A 15,289-nucleotide genomic window follows, 5' to 3' on the forward strand; every position below is an offset into this window, starting at 1 on the left:
TTGCCATGAAACGCTTTGAGTTTAAATTGCAGGCCTTGTTGAATTTTAGAAAACATCTTGAACGGGTGGCCCAGCAGGATATGGCCAAGACCGTCCTTGCGGTCAGTGATTGTGAAAATCAGATTGGCTCACTTCAAACAAATCATGGGCAATCGGCGCAAAGATTGGAATTGATTGTACAAAAAGGGGTGGCGGCTCCAGAATTCAAGCAGCACCATGCTTATATAGCAGCTGTGACCCAGATGATCGCAGCGGAAAAAAGGCGAAAGATTCAACTGGAAAAAGTTCTTGAAAAAAAACGCCTTGTACTTAAAAAAAAAAGCGTTGACAAAAAGGCCATTGAACGGTTACGAGAAAAACAGGCAAAAGAATATAACCAGGAATTGCGGGTGATAGAGCAAAAAGAGCTGGATGAAATTTCATCTTTAAAAAAAGCAAGGGAGATTTCCAATGATGCTGAATAATAAACTTATTATCTCGCTTGTGGTCTGTTTTTTATTTTCAGGCCTGACGGGTGTGGAATACAAGAATGTCCATATTTTAAAAGGTGTTACCCCTAACGCCTTTGCCGAAGACACGGAAGAAAAAAAGGCAACAGACCCGACCAAGGACCAATCAGAAGGCCAAACGCCTTGTCCTGAATGTCCTGAATGCCCGGATTCTGCCAAGATTGTTTTAAGGGGTCTTGAAGACAAGAAATTGCTTATTGAAAAAAGCCAGAAAGAACTTGCCCGGGAGAAAAAAGAGCTGGAAAGATATGAAGAACAGATTGATGAAAAATTGATAGCTCTTGAGGCCTTAAAGAAGCAGATAAATGCCGATATGGCATCACTTGAAGAAAAGAAAACCCAGAAAGAATTTGCAAAAGAAGCTGCCTATGAAGCCAAGATCCAAAGGTTGGTAAAAATGTATGCCGGTATGAAACCCAAAAATGCCGCCCTGATTGTTGATAAAATGACTCTGGAGGTTGCCCAGGAGATTTTCTTGCGGATGCGTGAATCATCTGCTGCCCAGATTCTGGCATTCGTCGATTCCGGGAAAGCCGCTAAAATCAGCGAGCGTCTGGCCTATAAGAAAAAATAATAAAATCTAAATCATAAAGACTGTCCGCGAAAAAATACAGACAACAGGCAATTTCTCCTTCCTGAGGGACGGACCCATATCTTAGAAAGTACCTTCATAATTCTTCTTTTTGTTTTTAAGTAAAAGTGCCTTTTAAATAACAATTAAGGCAGTTTTTTAGTCAAAATTTTTATTGACCTTTAAGCAAATAAAATGCACCCTATGGTCCATGAAAAACGTTACGTTTGAAAATCCGATGCTTACCAGAGAGCTCTTCGGTCATCACAATTATAATCTGGATAAAATTTGCAAAGCGTTTAATGTGGAGATCAATACAAGGGGCAGCTCTTTGTCTCTTAATGGCACAGCCCACAATACGGATCTTGCTGAAAAAATACTCCAACAACTTTATCAGCTTTTGGAAAATAAATTTTCTTTTGACGAAGCTGATTTTGATGCCGCCATAAAAACCATAAAACACAACAATAATACCCATATCAAAGATATTTTTTCTACAACAATTTTTAAAACAGTCAGAAACAAACCCATCACCCCACGCAATCTTGCCCAAAAAGAATATGCAGAGGCAAGCCTTAAAAATGATATTATTTTTGCCATAGGTCCCGCTGGAACCGGCAAAACATATCTTGCAATGGCAATGGCCATGGCCGCATTCTCAAGAGGGGAAATCAAAAAAATCATATTAGCAAGGCCTGCGGTCGAAGCAGGAGAGACTCTGGGGTTTTTACCCGGCGATCTTGCCCAGAAAATAAATCCCTATCTTCGCCCTTTGTATGATGCGCTTTATGATATGATGGACTATGAAAAAGTACAAACACTTATAGAGCAGGACACCATTGAAATTGCCCCCCTTGCTTTTATGCGGGGAAGAACCCTGAGCAATTCTTTTATTATTCTTGATGAAGCCCAGAATACAACGTCGCAACAAATGAAAATGTTTTTAACACGAATTGGCTATGGATCAAAAGTCATTGTTACAGGAGATATCACTCAGGTTGATCTTCCCACCGGTAAAAAATCTGGTCTTATAGAAGCGAAAGGTCTATTACAGAAAATAAATCGAATCGAATTTATTTATTTTTCAAAAAATGATGTCGTCCGACATGAACTTGTATCAAGCATTATTGAAGCCTATGAAAAGAAACAAAAACGACAATGATATAACTTTTGCCAATTATAGGATGGATGTCCGTTACGATGGGCAAAATTACTACGGATGGCAACGGCATAAAGACAAGCCTACGATCCAGGGCGCATTGGAACATGCTGTGACAAAATGCTTGGGATTGCGCCATAATGTTGAGGGATCAGGACGAACCGATCGCGGAGCCCATGCAACGGGACAAGTCGCATCTATTCGTCTTCCCGAAGATATCAACGAAAAAGAGGTTTTGTTTAACCTTAACGATGTCCTTGAGAAAAACATCGAAATCACCAGTTTAAAGAAGATAGCTGATAGCTTCCATGCAAGAGAATCCGCAATGGGGAAACGTTACATCTATAAAATCTGGAACCACCCCAGGCTTCCATCTGAAATGAATGAAAAGGTTTGGTATGTCCCTGAAAGATTGAATGTTAAAGCGATGGATAAAGCCTGTTCATATTTTACAGGGACTAAAGATTTTGCTTCGTTTGCCAAAGTTCCAAACTATAAAAGGGCAACATCGGTAAGAATAGTTCATTCTCTTACACTTACACAAGAAGACTTCTTACTGTGCTTTTCAATTATTGCTGACGGTTTTCTTTATAAAATGGTACGCAATATAGTTCGCACACTTGTTAAGGTTGGAGAGGGAAGATTAAACCTCGATGATATTCCCCGTATAATAGATGCAAAGAGTCGTAAGGCTGCGCCTGGTACAGCCCCCGCTTCAGGTCTTTATCTTGATACTGTATTTTATGATAAAAAGAGCATGGATGATGCGATCAAAACAGATCAGACAGAGGCTATATAATGGGACATTTTGAACACCAGCGCCATAAGTTTCGAACAGGTTTAACCCGGCCCCGTGAGCTAATTGTTGCATGTGCACCCATGCGCAGCAACGTGAATATTTCCCAGATCGCCCGCACCGCAAGTGCATGTGCTGTGGAGAAAATGATTATTTGCGGGAACGCATCATTGATTCATAAAATTGCCAGAGACGCCACCTCGCAGCTAACTATTTCAACCCACAGATCTTTAGGTCCGGTACTAAAAAAACTTAAAGCAGATGGTTACGCCATTGTGGGGATAGAACAAACATCCAACTCACAGAACATCCATCACTTCTCTTTTAAGTGTCGATCGGTTTTAGTTGTGGGTAATGAGCGCCTTGGGATTAAGGAGGATATCCTTGAGCTACTGGATGAAGTTATCGAAATCCCCGTATGGGGAATGCCCCATAGCTACAACGCCGCTTCTGCTGCCAACATGGCTTTGTATGAATACTGCCGCCAGTTTCCAGAAGGATAAATTTGCGGCGTTACCCTAGGTCATCCCTAAAAAAAAAGAAGAATGGTTATCAATCTGGAATTTAGAATCTGTTAGAATTGTTCAATCAAAGAACTGCATCCCATTTCCGGCCGGTGCGGCTAATCCCAATCATTCTAAGGTATTATAGCTATCCCTTCAAATATATTCACGGTAAAAGGGTTAGGTAATATTTTCCCATGACCCATTTCCAGTGGGGCAATATATTCCAATCTTTCTGAGAAATCCGTTTTGAAGGAACGCTATAATTTATTTAACTATCTGATTTTAAATAGAAATTTTGATTTGTATTTGTGTGGCATGATCATTGCTCAATTATGTCAGAAAGAAAAATATTAAAAGGTGTCCCATGAATTTGACTTTTACCGACATAAACAATGCGTTTCAAAATTTGACCCAATCCAGTTCACTGTCAAGCGAATCTGGTGTATTTAAGAGCTCAGAAGCTCCCCCCACTTTGTTTGCGGATAATCTTAGGCAGGTAATAACAGATGCAAGAGCTGCTCAAAAATATAGTTCTGTCAATTCGGCTGTATCAGGAGCAACTGTTGCCGGCAAACTGGAAGACCTGGATAAAGCAAAAACCGTTTTTTTAGAAGAGGTGGGCCAGGAAAAAGGGGCCGCATTTCTTTCAAAAATGAAAAATTTGTTTTTAACATTGTCTGATGGGGATTTGGACAATATAAGCATAGATGTCCAGGGACTGGATGCCTTGAAAAAAATTTTGTTAAAGGCTGGGTTTGAAACCGAAGAATTGGAGGCGTTTATGTCCGGATTGTCTGAAAAGGCCGAAGGCAAAGATATCAGCCTTTCTGAGGTAATGGACGGTCTTTTTAAGCTTCCTATGGAGAGTGAAGAAGACACCATGGATGAGGAAATCTTTATGGAAACATCGGCCTTGCCATTTTTAACGTCACTTTTGAACTCCCTGGGCCTTCCCAAGGACACGGTTAGCCAGATTGTATCCCAGGCCGACAGGGGAGAAAACGGAATCAGCCTTGGGGGTGTCATCGACCAGCTCACGGCCATTGAAGAGGCATCCATTGATACAGGCCAGTTGTTCAAAACCCAGGAAGGGGATACCTCTTTTACAATGTTTCTTGAACAATTGGGGCTTACCCAGCCTGAAAATACAACAGCCCAGCTTGGTCTGGGAGATCTTTTGGCCTCCCTGAAAGCGCAGAAGGAAAAAATAGTTGATGCTAAAAACCAGGCCGATGATCTTGCCGGGATTGTTAATTCTGCGGATGATGCGGTAAAAGAATCTTCTACTTCTTTGACCGCTTCTCTTTTTAAACATATGGAAATTCAATCTGAAAAGACAGGCCTGGCAGAATTTTCCTATGAGCAAGTTAGAGATCAGTTAAAAAATGATTTATTGATTCCAGACAAGGATCAATCCCATAAAAATGGTCTGTTTTCCAAGGAGCAGCCGGGCACAACTACTGTAAAATCAGAGCAGTTTTTCAAGGAACTTGAATCTGTCCAATCGGATAAATCGGGCACAACAGGTGATCCTAAATCATTGGTTCTGGACGGGGAGGAGATAACAAAAGTTATCAAATCCGAGTCTGCTAAGGGAGGCGAGTCTCTCCAGGTGAGTGCACCGGAGATTAAAACAGATTCCCTTGGGAGTAGTTTGAAGTCAACGGCCACTTTCAAGAACATGCCCAATCATGTGATGAACCAGGTGGAAAAAGGTATTGTCAGGGCCATCAACCAGGGGGAAAGCACCTTGAAACTTCAGTTAAAGCCCGCGGAACTGGGGAGGATTTCTTTGACCATTGACAATACGGGGAACAGCATGAAAGTGAGCATTATCACTGAAAATTCCGTGGCCAAAGATATTCTGGCCTCCCATGTGAATGAGCTGAAAACAGCCCTGGCAACTGTCGGCATCAGTCTGGACAAATTTGAGGTGGACATGAACAGTAATTTTCAGCAATCCATGGCCGATACAAAAAAACAGTTCAATAATTCCAGGCAGAGAAACAAGAACCGGGAAGATAATTCACTGGACACCATTCATTTGGAAAGTCAGGATACCGGCACTTTGACTGATACGATCCAGGAAGGATCATACCATTTTGTTGCATAAAGGAGAAATACCATGTCAGTTTCATCAACGGGAAGTTCATCACTTGATTCGATTGTAGGTTCATATGAGTCAACTGTAGCGACAAGCAGCGAGGAATCCGATGCGCTTGGCAAGGATGATTTCCTGACCATGCTGGTGGCTCAATTGGAGAACCAGGACCCGTTAAATCCCATGGATGGTACGGATTTTTCCGCACAGCTGGCCCAGTTTTCACAATTGGAACAGCTCATGAACCTGAATACCTCCATGGAAACCCTGGCAGCCTCTTTTTCCGATGATTCGGAGATAGATTTGATGTCCTATCTGGGCAAACAGGTTTCGGGCAATGTGGATTCAATGCAGGTAGAAGATGGGAGTGTTTCCGGCGGATTTTACAATTTGGCGGAAAATGCAGACGTCATTATTAAAATTACCGATGAGGGCGGAGAGACCGTCAAAACCCTTTATAAGGGAACTCAGGCTGCCGGTGTACAGCTGATTGAATGGGACGGCACAGATGAAGACGGTGCTGCAGTGGCCGAAGGCACCTATAAATATAATGTGCTGGCAAATTCTGGCAGCGGGTATGAGGAATTGCCAACCAATGTGACCGGCACGGTTAGCGGTATTGCCTATAGCAATGGGAATCCCTACCTGGTGGTTCAGGGGGTGCTCCTTGACCCGGATTCCCTGACCTCAGTGGTCAGCTCTGATGACGATGACACAGACCCGGCAACGGTATTGAGCTATATGGGCCAGACCATCAGTTCAGAAAAACCGATTCTTTCCATTGACGACGGCATATTGTCTGGGGAGGATTTAAAATTTGAGCTGGATTCGGCAGACGCGGCCACCATCAAGATCTATGACGCCTTTGACAATCTGGTCCAGACCCTTAGCCTGGGTGAAGACGATTCCGTGGCAGGGGAAAATACGGTTTCCTGGAATGCCACGGGCAACGACGGATATGCCGTGGATGACGGATTATATTATTATACGGTTTCAACGGATTCTGGCACGGCGGCCAGCACCACAGTTTCCGAAGAGGTGTCCGGCATTCGGTACGCCAATGGAAGTCAATACCTTGAACTCAAGGATACCGGAAGACTGGTCGCCATTTCTTCCATCACGGCAATTCACTAGAATGAAAACCCATAAGATCCGGTTGGGTTTTATATAAGCACAGGAGAGAAAAAATGTCTTTATCAAGTTCATTGTTCACAGGTACCAGCGGTCTGAAAAATATGGGCAATGCTTTACAGGTTACGGGTAATAACATTGCCAATTTAAATACGGTTGGGTTTAAAAAGGGCAGGGCAACCTTTGCAGACACCTTGTATGAGAATGTGGCAACCCAAGGCGGCACTGACCAGGTGGGGCGCGGCATGGCCGTAGGGGATGTCTCTCAGAACTTTTCCCAGGGCTCCTTTGAATCCACTGGGAATACCACAGATCTCTCCATTGGCGGTGACGGTTTTTTTATCATGCGTCAGTCAGATAGTGAAAACACATTTTACACACGGGCGGGTAACTTTTATTTTAATGAGCTGGGCGAACTGGTAAATCCGGAAGGGTATATTGTACAGGGATGGGAATTGGATGAGGATACCGGAGACAACACCGGTTCAATTACAGATATCATACTGGATGCCTATACCAGCTCCCCCGAAGAAACCACCACGGTGACAGCGATTACCAATCTGGATGCCGATGCCGAAAGCCAGTCGGTTGTCCTGTCAAATTCATGGGATTCCGGGGATGATACCGATATCAGCTCGTCAAACTATGAATACCAGACGGTTGTCCAGGTCTATGATTCCCTGGGAAGTACCCATGATGTATCTATTTATTATGACAAAGTATCTGGTTCCAACTGGGAATATATTATAACCAGCAATCCAGAGGAAGATAATCGGAATCTGGTCCAAAATACCGATTCCATGGGGCTTCTTGCCAGGGGGACCATCTCTTTTAGCGAAAGCTCTGGAGATATTACAGATTTGACCATGGAAAAATTTACAGGTCTTTTGGGTAATTTTACCGCAGAAGGGGTGAACGGGGTTGATGATATCCAATATTACATTGAAGATTATGATACATTGAGTCTGGACGGATACGGCTTTGAATTTGAGTATGATGGCAGTGAGTGGGAGTTTGTGGACCAGACAGATGACGGTGTGATCACTTCCGCAGACAAGCCGGAGAACTATGGCTCGGCATCTGTTGTGTATTCGGATGCCAACAACGTCTGGCTTTCCCTGACTTCTGAAAATGATGACCCGGATATTAGAATAGAATTATCCTCCTCGGCTGTGTCAGGCGATACCTTTGGGTTTGATATTAATGAGAATGATGATGTCCATGTTCAGAATGTTGAGTCCCTGAGTTATAGCGGAGAGTTGACCTCCGAGAACACCACCCTTACCATTAATGATTCCAGCGTGATGACCCATGACGAAAGCGACATCGGTATTCTCTGGAATCCGACTGAAGAACAATGGTATTGGAGCAATCCTGTGGTCGCCAGTTCAGCCGGTTCCCTTGTGAGCGGTATTGAAATGGCTGGAACTCCCCAGACAGCCGAAACATTTGTCACCATCGAAAATGCCGAAGATCTTGATATGATGTCCAGTGATATTACCCTAATGGTGAACAACAGGACCGATGACTGGGATTGGAACATGCCCTTGAAAGAAGAGGATTTTGCCAGCGAAGTGTTTAATTTTTCACCCACCAATGATCCTGCACTCACCATTGTTTCAGTGGGAAGCCAGGGGGCAGTGGCATCAACCGATAATGCCGGGGCAGAAACCACCATCACTTTGACCTGGAACGGAACCACCTGGGCTTCCGATGCCGGCGGCGGAGAAACAGTGGTTACGGTTGACGCAGGAAACAGTGATGAAACCCAGGTTCAGTTTTCCCTCTGGCAGGACGATGGTATCGGCGCGTCCACAGGTGCATCCACTGTGCTGTACTCATTTGGCTCGGACCTGACAGCGGTAGGGGGTCAGACCATCACCTTTCAAATTGACCCAACCCCGCCAGAGGAGTATCCCAATGCGGTGCTTTCCAGTGTCGGTGCCCCCGCGGAGGGCATTGGCATCGATTTTGACAATGACTCAACCGTGGATTTGTTTTTGGACCCTGCCTCGGACGGTTCAACCACTGCCGTGGGCGGGCTTAGCGTGGTATTTGATGTCAACCCTGATACGCCACCGGTAAATTATAGCGATGCAACATTAACCGGGGATGCCTCCCAGGTAACCATTGATCTTGACGGCTCGGGAAACAGTTCCGATAAAGATGATATCGTCTTCACCTTTGATGATGATTTATCAGCTGGTGCCACCAACACGGATCCCTATGATGACAGGAGTGTCATTAGTTTTGATATTCTCGGGTCCACTGCCTGGACATCCGTTGATACCGATGATATGACCAGCGACGGATATTTTGCTTTTACCGCAGATTTTCTCGGGGGAGACTTTGGCACCACGGAAATGGAGATTGCATTGGATATCGGGACCGTGTATGACGGCAACAATTTTGTGAACGATTCCCTGTCCACCACTCAATATTCCAAATCCTCTTCAACGGTTTACCAGGATGCGGACGGATATTCTGCCGGAGATCTCCAGGGGGTCGATGTGGCATCGGATGGTGTCATGACCGGTATCTATTCCAACGGGGAGCTGATTCCGCTTTTTCGGGTGGGTCTGGCCAAGTTTTTAAATAACTACGGATTGCTGACCGAGGGGGGGAACATGTATAGCGAAACAAACGACAGTGGTTCTGCCATCACCAATATACCGGGTGAAAACGGTCTTGGGACTCTCTCTCCCAATTCCCTTGAAATGTCAAATGTTGATATTGCAGAAGAGTTTGTCTCCCTGATTACCAACCAGAGAGGGTTTCAGGCAAACTCTAAAACCATCACCACCGTTGATGAAATGATGCAAACCGTTATCCAGATGAAATAATAATTTTGGGACAGCTCTGTAGGGAACTGTCAAAAGGATGACGAAAATCAGGTTTGCCTGACGCTTTTTATAAAAAAAACCGGGGGAGATGGCCAGTCCATCTTTTCTGGTTTTTTTGCTTCCCATAAAATATTTTGCAAATTTTCCCTGTAACCCCTATAATTGCTATTGAATCCTGGGTATTCCCAAAGGGACCTGGTAAAAAGAGATCGTGCTTGGCATAAGGTTTGCTATCTTATCCATCAAGTATCTAGTTTAAATAATCAAAGGCAAACGGTTGGGAGATATTTTGACTGAAGATCTGATAGAAGAAATGGACGGAGAAATGGAGGGTGAAACTTCTGAGCTGGTCAGAGAGTCTTCCCTGAAACCATCGGGAAAAAATCCCTTTGTCAAAAAACGCCTTCTTTTGATTCTGGTGCTCGGGGTTGTCCTCCTGGGCATATTCGCTGGGGCCGGGTTCTTTTTTTTCAGGGGATCACCCGAAGAAGCAACTCTCGCCAATGGGACATCTGTCACTCAAGAAAACAAAGCTCCCGGTGAACCCGGTGAACCCGGTGACCCCGGTGACCCCGGTCAAATAGAGGAGATTGTTTTTGAGGATATTATTGCTCTTGCTCCCTTTGAACGTATTCCGTTGAAGAGGAATTCTGCCATGGGACTGATAAACCTTAATATCTCCTTGGAATTAATGGATCGCCGTTATAGAAAACAGGTATATTCTATGCAGGACAGAATCAGAAAAATTATTATGGGTCAGGTCCGGGAAATGAGATGGCTTGAGTTGAGGACTCCAGAAGGCAAGATTCAATTGAAATACGAGCTGCTCAAGCGAATCAATTCTATTTTTCCCAAGGTTGTGGTGAGAAATATTTATTTTACCAATTTAATAATGCAGTGATGATGCCATGAGTGAAATTTTATCCCAGGACGAAGTTGACAGCCTATTAGACGGTCTGGATTCAGGCGAGGTTGAAACAAAGAAGGAGACGGAAGTTCCCGAGTCGGTTGATGGGATTATCGCCTACGATTTCACCAGCCAGGATAAGGTGGTCCGGGCAAGGATGCCCACCTTTGATGTGATCAATGAACGGCTTTCACGGGAAGTGCGTGCCACCTTGTCCACTTTGTTGCAAACCAATGTGGATGTCAGTGCCAATCCTTTTGATACCTTGAAGTTTTCAGAGTTTGTGAGAAGTCTTCCTGTACCCACAAGCCTCCATGTTTTCAGGTTGGAGCCCTTAAGGGGGCATGGTCTGGTGGTTTTTGAAAGCCAGTTGGTTTACAACCTGATCGACACCTTTTTTGGGGGAGAGGCCCTGGGCAAAGCCCGGGTGGAAGGAAGAGAATTCACGCGGATTGAAGAGGTGATGATTAGAAAGGCAGTGCTGGCGGTATTGAAAAATATTGAGGCCTCTTGGGCGCCCATTGAACCGGTAAGGGCCTCTTTGATCCGGTCCGAAATGAACCCCCAGTTTACCGCCATCGTATTGCCGACGGATCTGGTCATTGTTACCCGGTTTGAAATAGAATTGGAACAGGCCGCCGGAAATCTGGTGGTCTGCTATCCCTATTCAATGATCGAGCCCATGCGCAATAAATTGTCTTCCGGGGTACAGGCAGAAATTGAGGAGATTGATACCAATTGGCTCCGGATGATCAAGGAAGTTATTCTCAAGTCGACAGTGGAGCTTAGAATCCAGCTGGGGAAAACCGAGGTAACCGGTGAACGCGTGTTGTACATGCAAAAAGGGGATGTGATTCAATTGGACAATGCTGCATCGGATCCCTTGTCCTGCTATGTGGACGGGTTGGAAAAACTCACCGGATACATCGGCGTTCAAAGAGGATTCCAGGCATATAAGATAGAAGAAAAAATAACAACAGATATTGAGAGTTAAACATGGTTGATGAAAACGGTACCACACAAGAGTCCGAAGAAATTGTTGAAAAAAGTGAAGAGCAGGAAGCAAGGGAATTGGATTTCATTCTGGATATCCCTTTGGAGCTTTCCGTTGAACTGGGTAAAACCAGGATGCTTGTCAATGATCTTCTTCAATTGGGCCAGGGGTCTATTATCGAGCTCAATAAGCTGGCCGGTGAGCCCCTGGAGGTCTATATCAATAGGAAACTCATTGCCCGGGGAGAAGTGGTGGTGGTCAATGAAAAATTTGGTGTCAGGCTGACCGATGTGATTACCCCCATAGACCGGGTTAAATCTTTGGCGGCGGAAGACATTGAGCGCTGATTCAGACATATGGTTTGCCTTTGCACGCTCTTTTGGCATGCTGTTTATGGTTTTGGCCTTGCTGCTGCTTGTCTTTTATCTCATGAAACGATTTATGGGAGCAAGGGGGGCAAACACCAACCGGGATCTTATCCGTGTTCTGACGGTTCACCATCTTTCTCCAAAGGAAAAGCTGATCCTGGTCAATGTTCTGGATGAAACCATTCTCATCGGGGTCACCCCAAACCAGATTTCAACCCTCAAGGTGATGGAAAAACAGGCTGATGTTGTGTCGGTATCCCAAGAGCCTTTATCCAAAAACGCGGGGTCTGGATTTTCCGACCTTTTGAACAGGACTTTGAACCGGTCATCCCCTGAATCTCAAAAAAATGGACCTCAAAAAAATGGGCCCCTAAAAAAGACCCCGGGGGAGAAGGTGGAGAATGCGTAAAAATCGTTCAATGGATAAAATTTTTATGCAATTGGGTCTTGTCTTGTTTTTGTGGGTTCTTGCCAAGGGGTCTGCCCTGGCAGTTACCTTTCCCATCCCCTCCCTTGAATTGAATGTTACAACGGCCACAGAACCGGAAGAAGTCGCTGTGGTACTTGAAATTATTGCGCTTTTAACGGTTATTTCCCTGGCACCGGCAATCCTGATTTTAATGACGCCCTTTACCCGGTTGATTGTTGTATTTCATTTTTTGCGCCAGGCCATTGGTACCCAGTCCAGTCCCCCCAATCAGGTGATTGTCGGCCTTGCACTTTTTATGACGGCTTTTATCATCAAGCCGGTTGCCCTGGATGTGTATAACCAGTCTCTTAATCCCTATCTTGAGCGGACGATTTCCTATGAGGTGGCTTTTGAAGCGGCACAAAAACCCATTCGTAAATTTTTGCTTCTCAACACAAGGGAAAAGGATATTGCCCTGTTTGTCAAGGAAGCCGACATGAAAAAACCTGAAACACGGGCGGATGTCTCTTTGCTGGTGCTCATTCCGGCCTATGTAATCTCCGAGCTTAAAACCGCCTTTATCATCGGTTTTGTCTTGTATATTCCTTTTCTGGTGATCGATATGGTGGTGGCCTCTGTTTTGCTGGCCATGGGCATGATGATGCTGCCGCCGGTCATGATATCCCTGCCGTTTAAACTCATGCTTTTTGTCCTTGTGGACGGATGGCATCTGATTTGCGGTTCTTTAATCAAAAGCTTTGGAGTGTAACCATGACCCCTGAATTCGTTGTTGAATTTGCCAAGGAAGCCATCCTCATGACCATTTATCTTTCCATGCCCATGCTGGGCCTAGGGCTTTTGGCAGGCTTAATTATCAGTGTTTTCCAGGCCGTCACCCAGATTCAGGAAATGACACTGACCTTTGTCCCTAAAATTCTTGCTGTTTTTATGGGACTTTTATTTTTTGCCCCCTGGATGCTGGAAAAAATTACCAGCTACACAATCCGTGTATTTGAAAATATTCCCATGTATATCCGATAGGCAGGTCTTTTTTTATGGATATCCTTAACATTATCGATCCTGTCCAGTTAAGGACCTATATGCTGGTGTTGTTGAGGGTGAGTATTTTTCTTCTCATGTTTCCCATTTTTTCATCCGCTGTGTTTCCGGCCACCCTGAAAATGGGGTTGGCCATGGTGATTTCCCTGCTTTTTTATTCTGTTGTGCCCGTGGACCTGACTCGATTTCCGTTGGATGCGATCTCCACGGGACTTCTGATTTTAGCGGAAGCAATGGTTGGCCTGACCCTTGGCCTTTGCCTGAGAATCTTTTTTGGGTCGGTTCAGCTGGCAGGTCAGGTGATCGGCTTTCAAATGGGGTTTGCCATGATCAATGTGGTGGACCCCCAGAGCGGTGCCAATGTTTCCATCATGGATCAATTGGGGTATTGGGTCTGCGTGGTGGTCTTTTTGATGTTAAACGGCCATCACATTATTATTTCTGCCTTGATCAATAGTTTTGAACTGGTTCCGGTGGGGGTTTTTGTGATGCAAAAAATTTTAATGGTGAAACTGTTGGATCTGGCCGGAGGACTTTTTTTGCTTGCCATTAAGATCGGTGCCCCGGTGATTGCGGCCCTGTTCTTTGTCAGCGTAGGGTTTGGGCTGGTCTCAAAGTTTGCGCCCCAGATGAACGTCATGATTGTGGCCTTTCCCTTGAAGATTGTTACCGGGCTTTTCCTTTTCGGGCTGACCCTTGAAATCATCGTCCTTGTAACAAGGGAATATGTGGACGGGTTTAAACGCTTATTAATGACCCTGTTGTTTTATGCCGGGGGTGGGTGATAGATGGCTGAAGATCCGGAAAGTGGCGGAGAGAAAACCGAAGATGCATCGGGACGTAAGCTTTCCAAGGCGCGTGAGGAAGGTCAGGTTGCCAAAAGCAGTGAAATCCCATCTGTTTTTGTTCTTTTTGGGGGTGTAATTGCCCTGTGGTCCTCGGCAGCTTATATGTATAACAATGTTATTGGGATTTTTCACTATAATTTTAATTTTGAAAAAATCCCTGATTTTACCCAGGTGCAAATGGTGGAGCTTCTGGCCGTCCATGGACAGAAAATGCTCATGATTTGCCTGCCGCTTTTTGCCGGTGTATATGTTTTGGCCATTCTATCCAATGTCGCCCAGGTGGGGTTTGAAATTTCCTGGAAAGCCATTGAGCCTAAATTTTCAAAGTTGAATCCCATTAGCGGGTTCAAACAAAAATTTTCCTCCCGGGCCGTGGTGGAAATGGTGAAAAACCTTGCCAAAATCGCTGTGATCTCCATGGTGACCTATTCTGCCATCAAGGGAGAATTGAACAATATTAACCGGTTATATGATAACTCCATCGGTCAGATTTTTTTGTATCTTCTGAATATCTCCTTCTGGATTTTCATTAAGGTCTGTTTGATTATGCTGGTGGTGGCTCTGTTGGATTATGCCTATCAAAAATGGAAATTTTTAGAAGACCAGAAAATGACCAAAAAAGAGGTCAAGGATGAGACCAAACAGACAGAAGGGGATCCCATGGTCAAGTCCCGGATCCGGCAGCTCCAGTACCAAGCGGCCCGAAAGCGCATGATGGCCGATGTACCAGAGGCGGATGTGGTGGTGACCAACCCGACACGGCTTGCCGTGGCTCTGAAATATGACGGGACAACCATGGATGCCCCCAAAGTGCTGGCAAAGGGGGCAGGGCCTGTGGCCGAAAATATCCGAAGAATTGCAAGGGAAAATGAAATTCCCCTGGTTGAAGATAAACAATTGGCCCGGAATTTGTATAGACATGTAGATATCGGTGGGAATGTCCCGATCGAATATTACCAGGCAGTGGCGGAATTACTGGCCTATGTGTACAAACTCAAAAACAGTCAGTGATACCATGCGGGTTCACATTGACAAAGTTTTGACGGGCCGTGTCAAAATAAGCGGTTGGCGTCAAAACAGATGAAACA

16 protein-coding genes are annotated in these 15,289 nt (G+C 44.9%); all 16 read left to right on the forward strand.

What is annotated here, in order from left to right; genetic code table 11:
* Window positions 1-5 precede the first annotated feature (5 nt).
* The 16 genes from fliJ (at window position 6) to flhB (ending at window position 15,212) form a co-directional block, all read left to right on the forward strand.
* Window positions 6-464, forward strand: coding sequence for a flagellar export protein FliJ (gene fliJ / locus ACZ45G_RS03635; protein WP_464175311.1), 459 nt, complete (start codon window positions 6-8; stop codon window positions 462-464).
* Window positions 451-1,083, forward strand: a complete 633-nt coding sequence (locus tag ACZ45G_RS03640; protein ID WP_464175312.1) for a MotE family protein — start codon at window positions 451-453, stop codon at window positions 1,081-1,083. Before fliJ ends, ACZ45G_RS03640 begins: the two co-directional genes overlap by 14 nt.
* A 208-nt stretch (window positions 1,084-1,291) precedes the next feature.
* On the forward strand, window positions 1,292-2,242 hold the full coding sequence (locus ACZ45G_RS03645) for a PhoH family protein (RefSeq protein ID WP_464175313.1): 951 nt from the start codon (window positions 1,292-1,294) through the stop codon (window positions 2,240-2,242).
* The gene (truA, locus tag ACZ45G_RS03650; protein WP_464175314.1) at window positions 2,217-3,038 is read left to right on the forward strand and encodes a tRNA pseudouridine(38-40) synthase TruA; all 822 of its coding nucleotides are present in this window, start codon (window positions 2,217-2,219) and stop codon (window positions 3,036-3,038) included. Before ACZ45G_RS03645 ends, truA begins: the two co-directional genes overlap by 26 nt.
* A complete protein-coding gene (locus tag ACZ45G_RS03655; RefSeq protein WP_464175315.1) occupies window positions 3,038-3,538 on the forward strand; it encodes a TrmH family RNA methyltransferase in 501 nt (166 codons plus the stop codon). The genes truA and ACZ45G_RS03655 overlap by 1 nt, the downstream gene beginning before the upstream one ends.
* A 367-nt stretch (window positions 3,539-3,905) precedes the next feature.
* Entirely contained in the window at window positions 3,906-5,654 is a 1,749-nt protein-coding gene (locus ACZ45G_RS03660) for a flagellar hook-length control protein FliK (protein WP_464175316.1), read from the forward strand.
* 12 nt (window positions 5,655-5,666) lie between these two features.
* Window positions 5,667-6,776 (forward strand): FlgD immunoglobulin-like domain containing protein, encoded by a 1,110-nt coding sequence (locus tag ACZ45G_RS03665; RefSeq protein ID WP_464175317.1) that lies wholly within the window; start codon window positions 5,667-5,669, stop codon window positions 6,774-6,776.
* A 53-nt stretch (window positions 6,777-6,829) separates the two neighbouring features.
* Window positions 6,830-9,616 carry a flagellar hook-basal body complex protein gene (locus ACZ45G_RS03670; protein WP_464175318.1) on the forward strand — a complete coding sequence of 929 codons (2,787 nt, stop codon included), beginning with the start codon at window positions 6,830-6,832 and terminating at the stop codon, window positions 9,614-9,616.
* Window positions 9,617-9,905: 289 nt separating this feature from the next.
* A complete protein-coding gene (locus ACZ45G_RS03675; protein WP_464175319.1) occupies window positions 9,906-10,517 on the forward strand; it encodes a flagellar basal body-associated FliL family protein in 612 nt (203 codons plus the stop codon).
* Between the two features lie 7 nt (window positions 10,518-10,524).
* Window positions 10,525-11,517 (forward strand): flagellar motor switch protein FliM, encoded by a 993-nt coding sequence (fliM, locus tag ACZ45G_RS03680; RefSeq protein WP_464175320.1) that lies wholly within the window; start codon window positions 10,525-10,527, stop codon window positions 11,515-11,517.
* Window positions 11,518-11,519: 2 nt separating this feature from the next.
* Window positions 11,520-11,864 carry a flagellar motor switch protein FliN gene (gene fliN / locus ACZ45G_RS03685; RefSeq protein WP_464175321.1) on the forward strand — a complete coding sequence of 115 codons (345 nt, stop codon included), beginning with the start codon at window positions 11,520-11,522 and terminating at the stop codon, window positions 11,862-11,864.
* Window positions 11,854-12,294, forward strand: coding sequence for a flagellar biosynthetic protein FliO (gene fliO / locus ACZ45G_RS03690; RefSeq protein ID WP_464175322.1), 441 nt, complete (start codon window positions 11,854-11,856; stop codon window positions 12,292-12,294). Before fliN ends, fliO begins: the two co-directional genes overlap by 11 nt.
* Window positions 12,287-13,063: a flagellar type III secretion system pore protein FliP gene (gene fliP, locus ACZ45G_RS03695; RefSeq protein WP_464175323.1), complete on the forward strand. Its 777-nt coding sequence runs from the start codon at window positions 12,287-12,289 to the stop codon at window positions 13,061-13,063. Before fliO ends, fliP begins: the two co-directional genes overlap by 8 nt.
* Window positions 13,064-13,065: 2 nt before the next feature.
* A complete protein-coding gene (fliQ, locus tag ACZ45G_RS03700) occupies window positions 13,066-13,335 on the forward strand; it encodes a flagellar biosynthesis protein FliQ (RefSeq protein ID WP_464175324.1) in 270 nt (89 codons plus the stop codon).
* Between the two features lie 14 nt (window positions 13,336-13,349).
* Window positions 13,350-14,138: a flagellar biosynthetic protein FliR gene (fliR, locus tag ACZ45G_RS03705; protein ID WP_464175325.1), complete on the forward strand. Its 789-nt coding sequence runs from the start codon at window positions 13,350-13,352 to the stop codon at window positions 14,136-14,138.
* Window positions 14,139-14,141: 3 nt separating this feature from the next.
* Window positions 14,142-15,212: a flagellar biosynthesis protein FlhB gene (gene flhB, locus ACZ45G_RS03710; RefSeq protein ID WP_464175326.1), complete on the forward strand. Its 1,071-nt coding sequence runs from the start codon at window positions 14,142-14,144 to the stop codon at window positions 15,210-15,212.
* The last annotated feature ends 77 nt before the right edge of the window (window positions 15,213-15,289 follow it).

Source organism: Desulfoconvexum algidum (assembly GCF_055382125.1).

Excerpts from the sequence above, each read along its gene's own strand:
- fliM (WP_464175320.1), top strand. The coding sequence starts at position 10,525 with ATGAGTGAAATTTTATCCCAGGACGAAGTTGACAGCCTATTAGACGGT.
- ACZ45G_RS03665 (WP_464175317.1), top strand. The coding sequence starts at position 5,667 with ATGTCAGTTTCATCAACGGGAAGTTCATCACTTGATTCGATTGTAGGT.
- ACZ45G_RS03655 (WP_464175315.1), top strand. The coding sequence starts at position 3,038 with ATGGGACATTTTGAACACCAGCGCCATAAGTTTCGAACAGGTTTAACC.
- ACZ45G_RS03660 (WP_464175316.1), top strand. The coding sequence starts at position 3,906 with ATGAATTTGACTTTTACCGACATAAACAATGCGTTTCAAAATTTGACC.
- fliJ (WP_464175311.1), top strand. The coding sequence starts at position 6 with ATGAAACGCTTTGAGTTTAAATTGCAGGCCTTGTTGAATTTTAGAAAA.
- fliN (WP_464175321.1), top strand. The coding sequence starts at position 11,520 with ATGGTTGATGAAAACGGTACCACACAAGAGTCCGAAGAAATTGTTGAA.
- ACZ45G_RS03640 (WP_464175312.1), top strand. The coding sequence starts at position 451 with ATGATGCTGAATAATAAACTTATTATCTCGCTTGTGGTCTGTTTTTTA.
- fliP (WP_464175323.1), top strand. The coding sequence starts at position 12,287 with ATGCGTAAAAATCGTTCAATGGATAAAATTTTTATGCAATTGGGTCTT.
- ACZ45G_RS03645 (WP_464175313.1), top strand. The coding sequence starts at position 1,292 with ATGAAAAACGTTACGTTTGAAAATCCGATGCTTACCAGAGAGCTCTTC.
- truA (WP_464175314.1), top strand. The coding sequence starts at position 2,217 with ATGAAAAGAAACAAAAACGACAATGATATAACTTTTGCCAATTATAGG.
- fliQ (WP_464175324.1), top strand. The coding sequence starts at position 13,066 with ATGACCCCTGAATTCGTTGTTGAATTTGCCAAGGAAGCCATCCTCATG.
- flhB (WP_464175326.1), top strand. The coding sequence starts at position 14,142 with ATGGCTGAAGATCCGGAAAGTGGCGGAGAGAAAACCGAAGATGCATCG.
- fliR (WP_464175325.1), top strand. The coding sequence starts at position 13,350 with ATGGATATCCTTAACATTATCGATCCTGTCCAGTTAAGGACCTATATG.
- ACZ45G_RS03670 (WP_464175318.1), top strand. The coding sequence starts at position 6,830 with ATGTCTTTATCAAGTTCATTGTTCACAGGTACCAGCGGTCTGAAAAAT.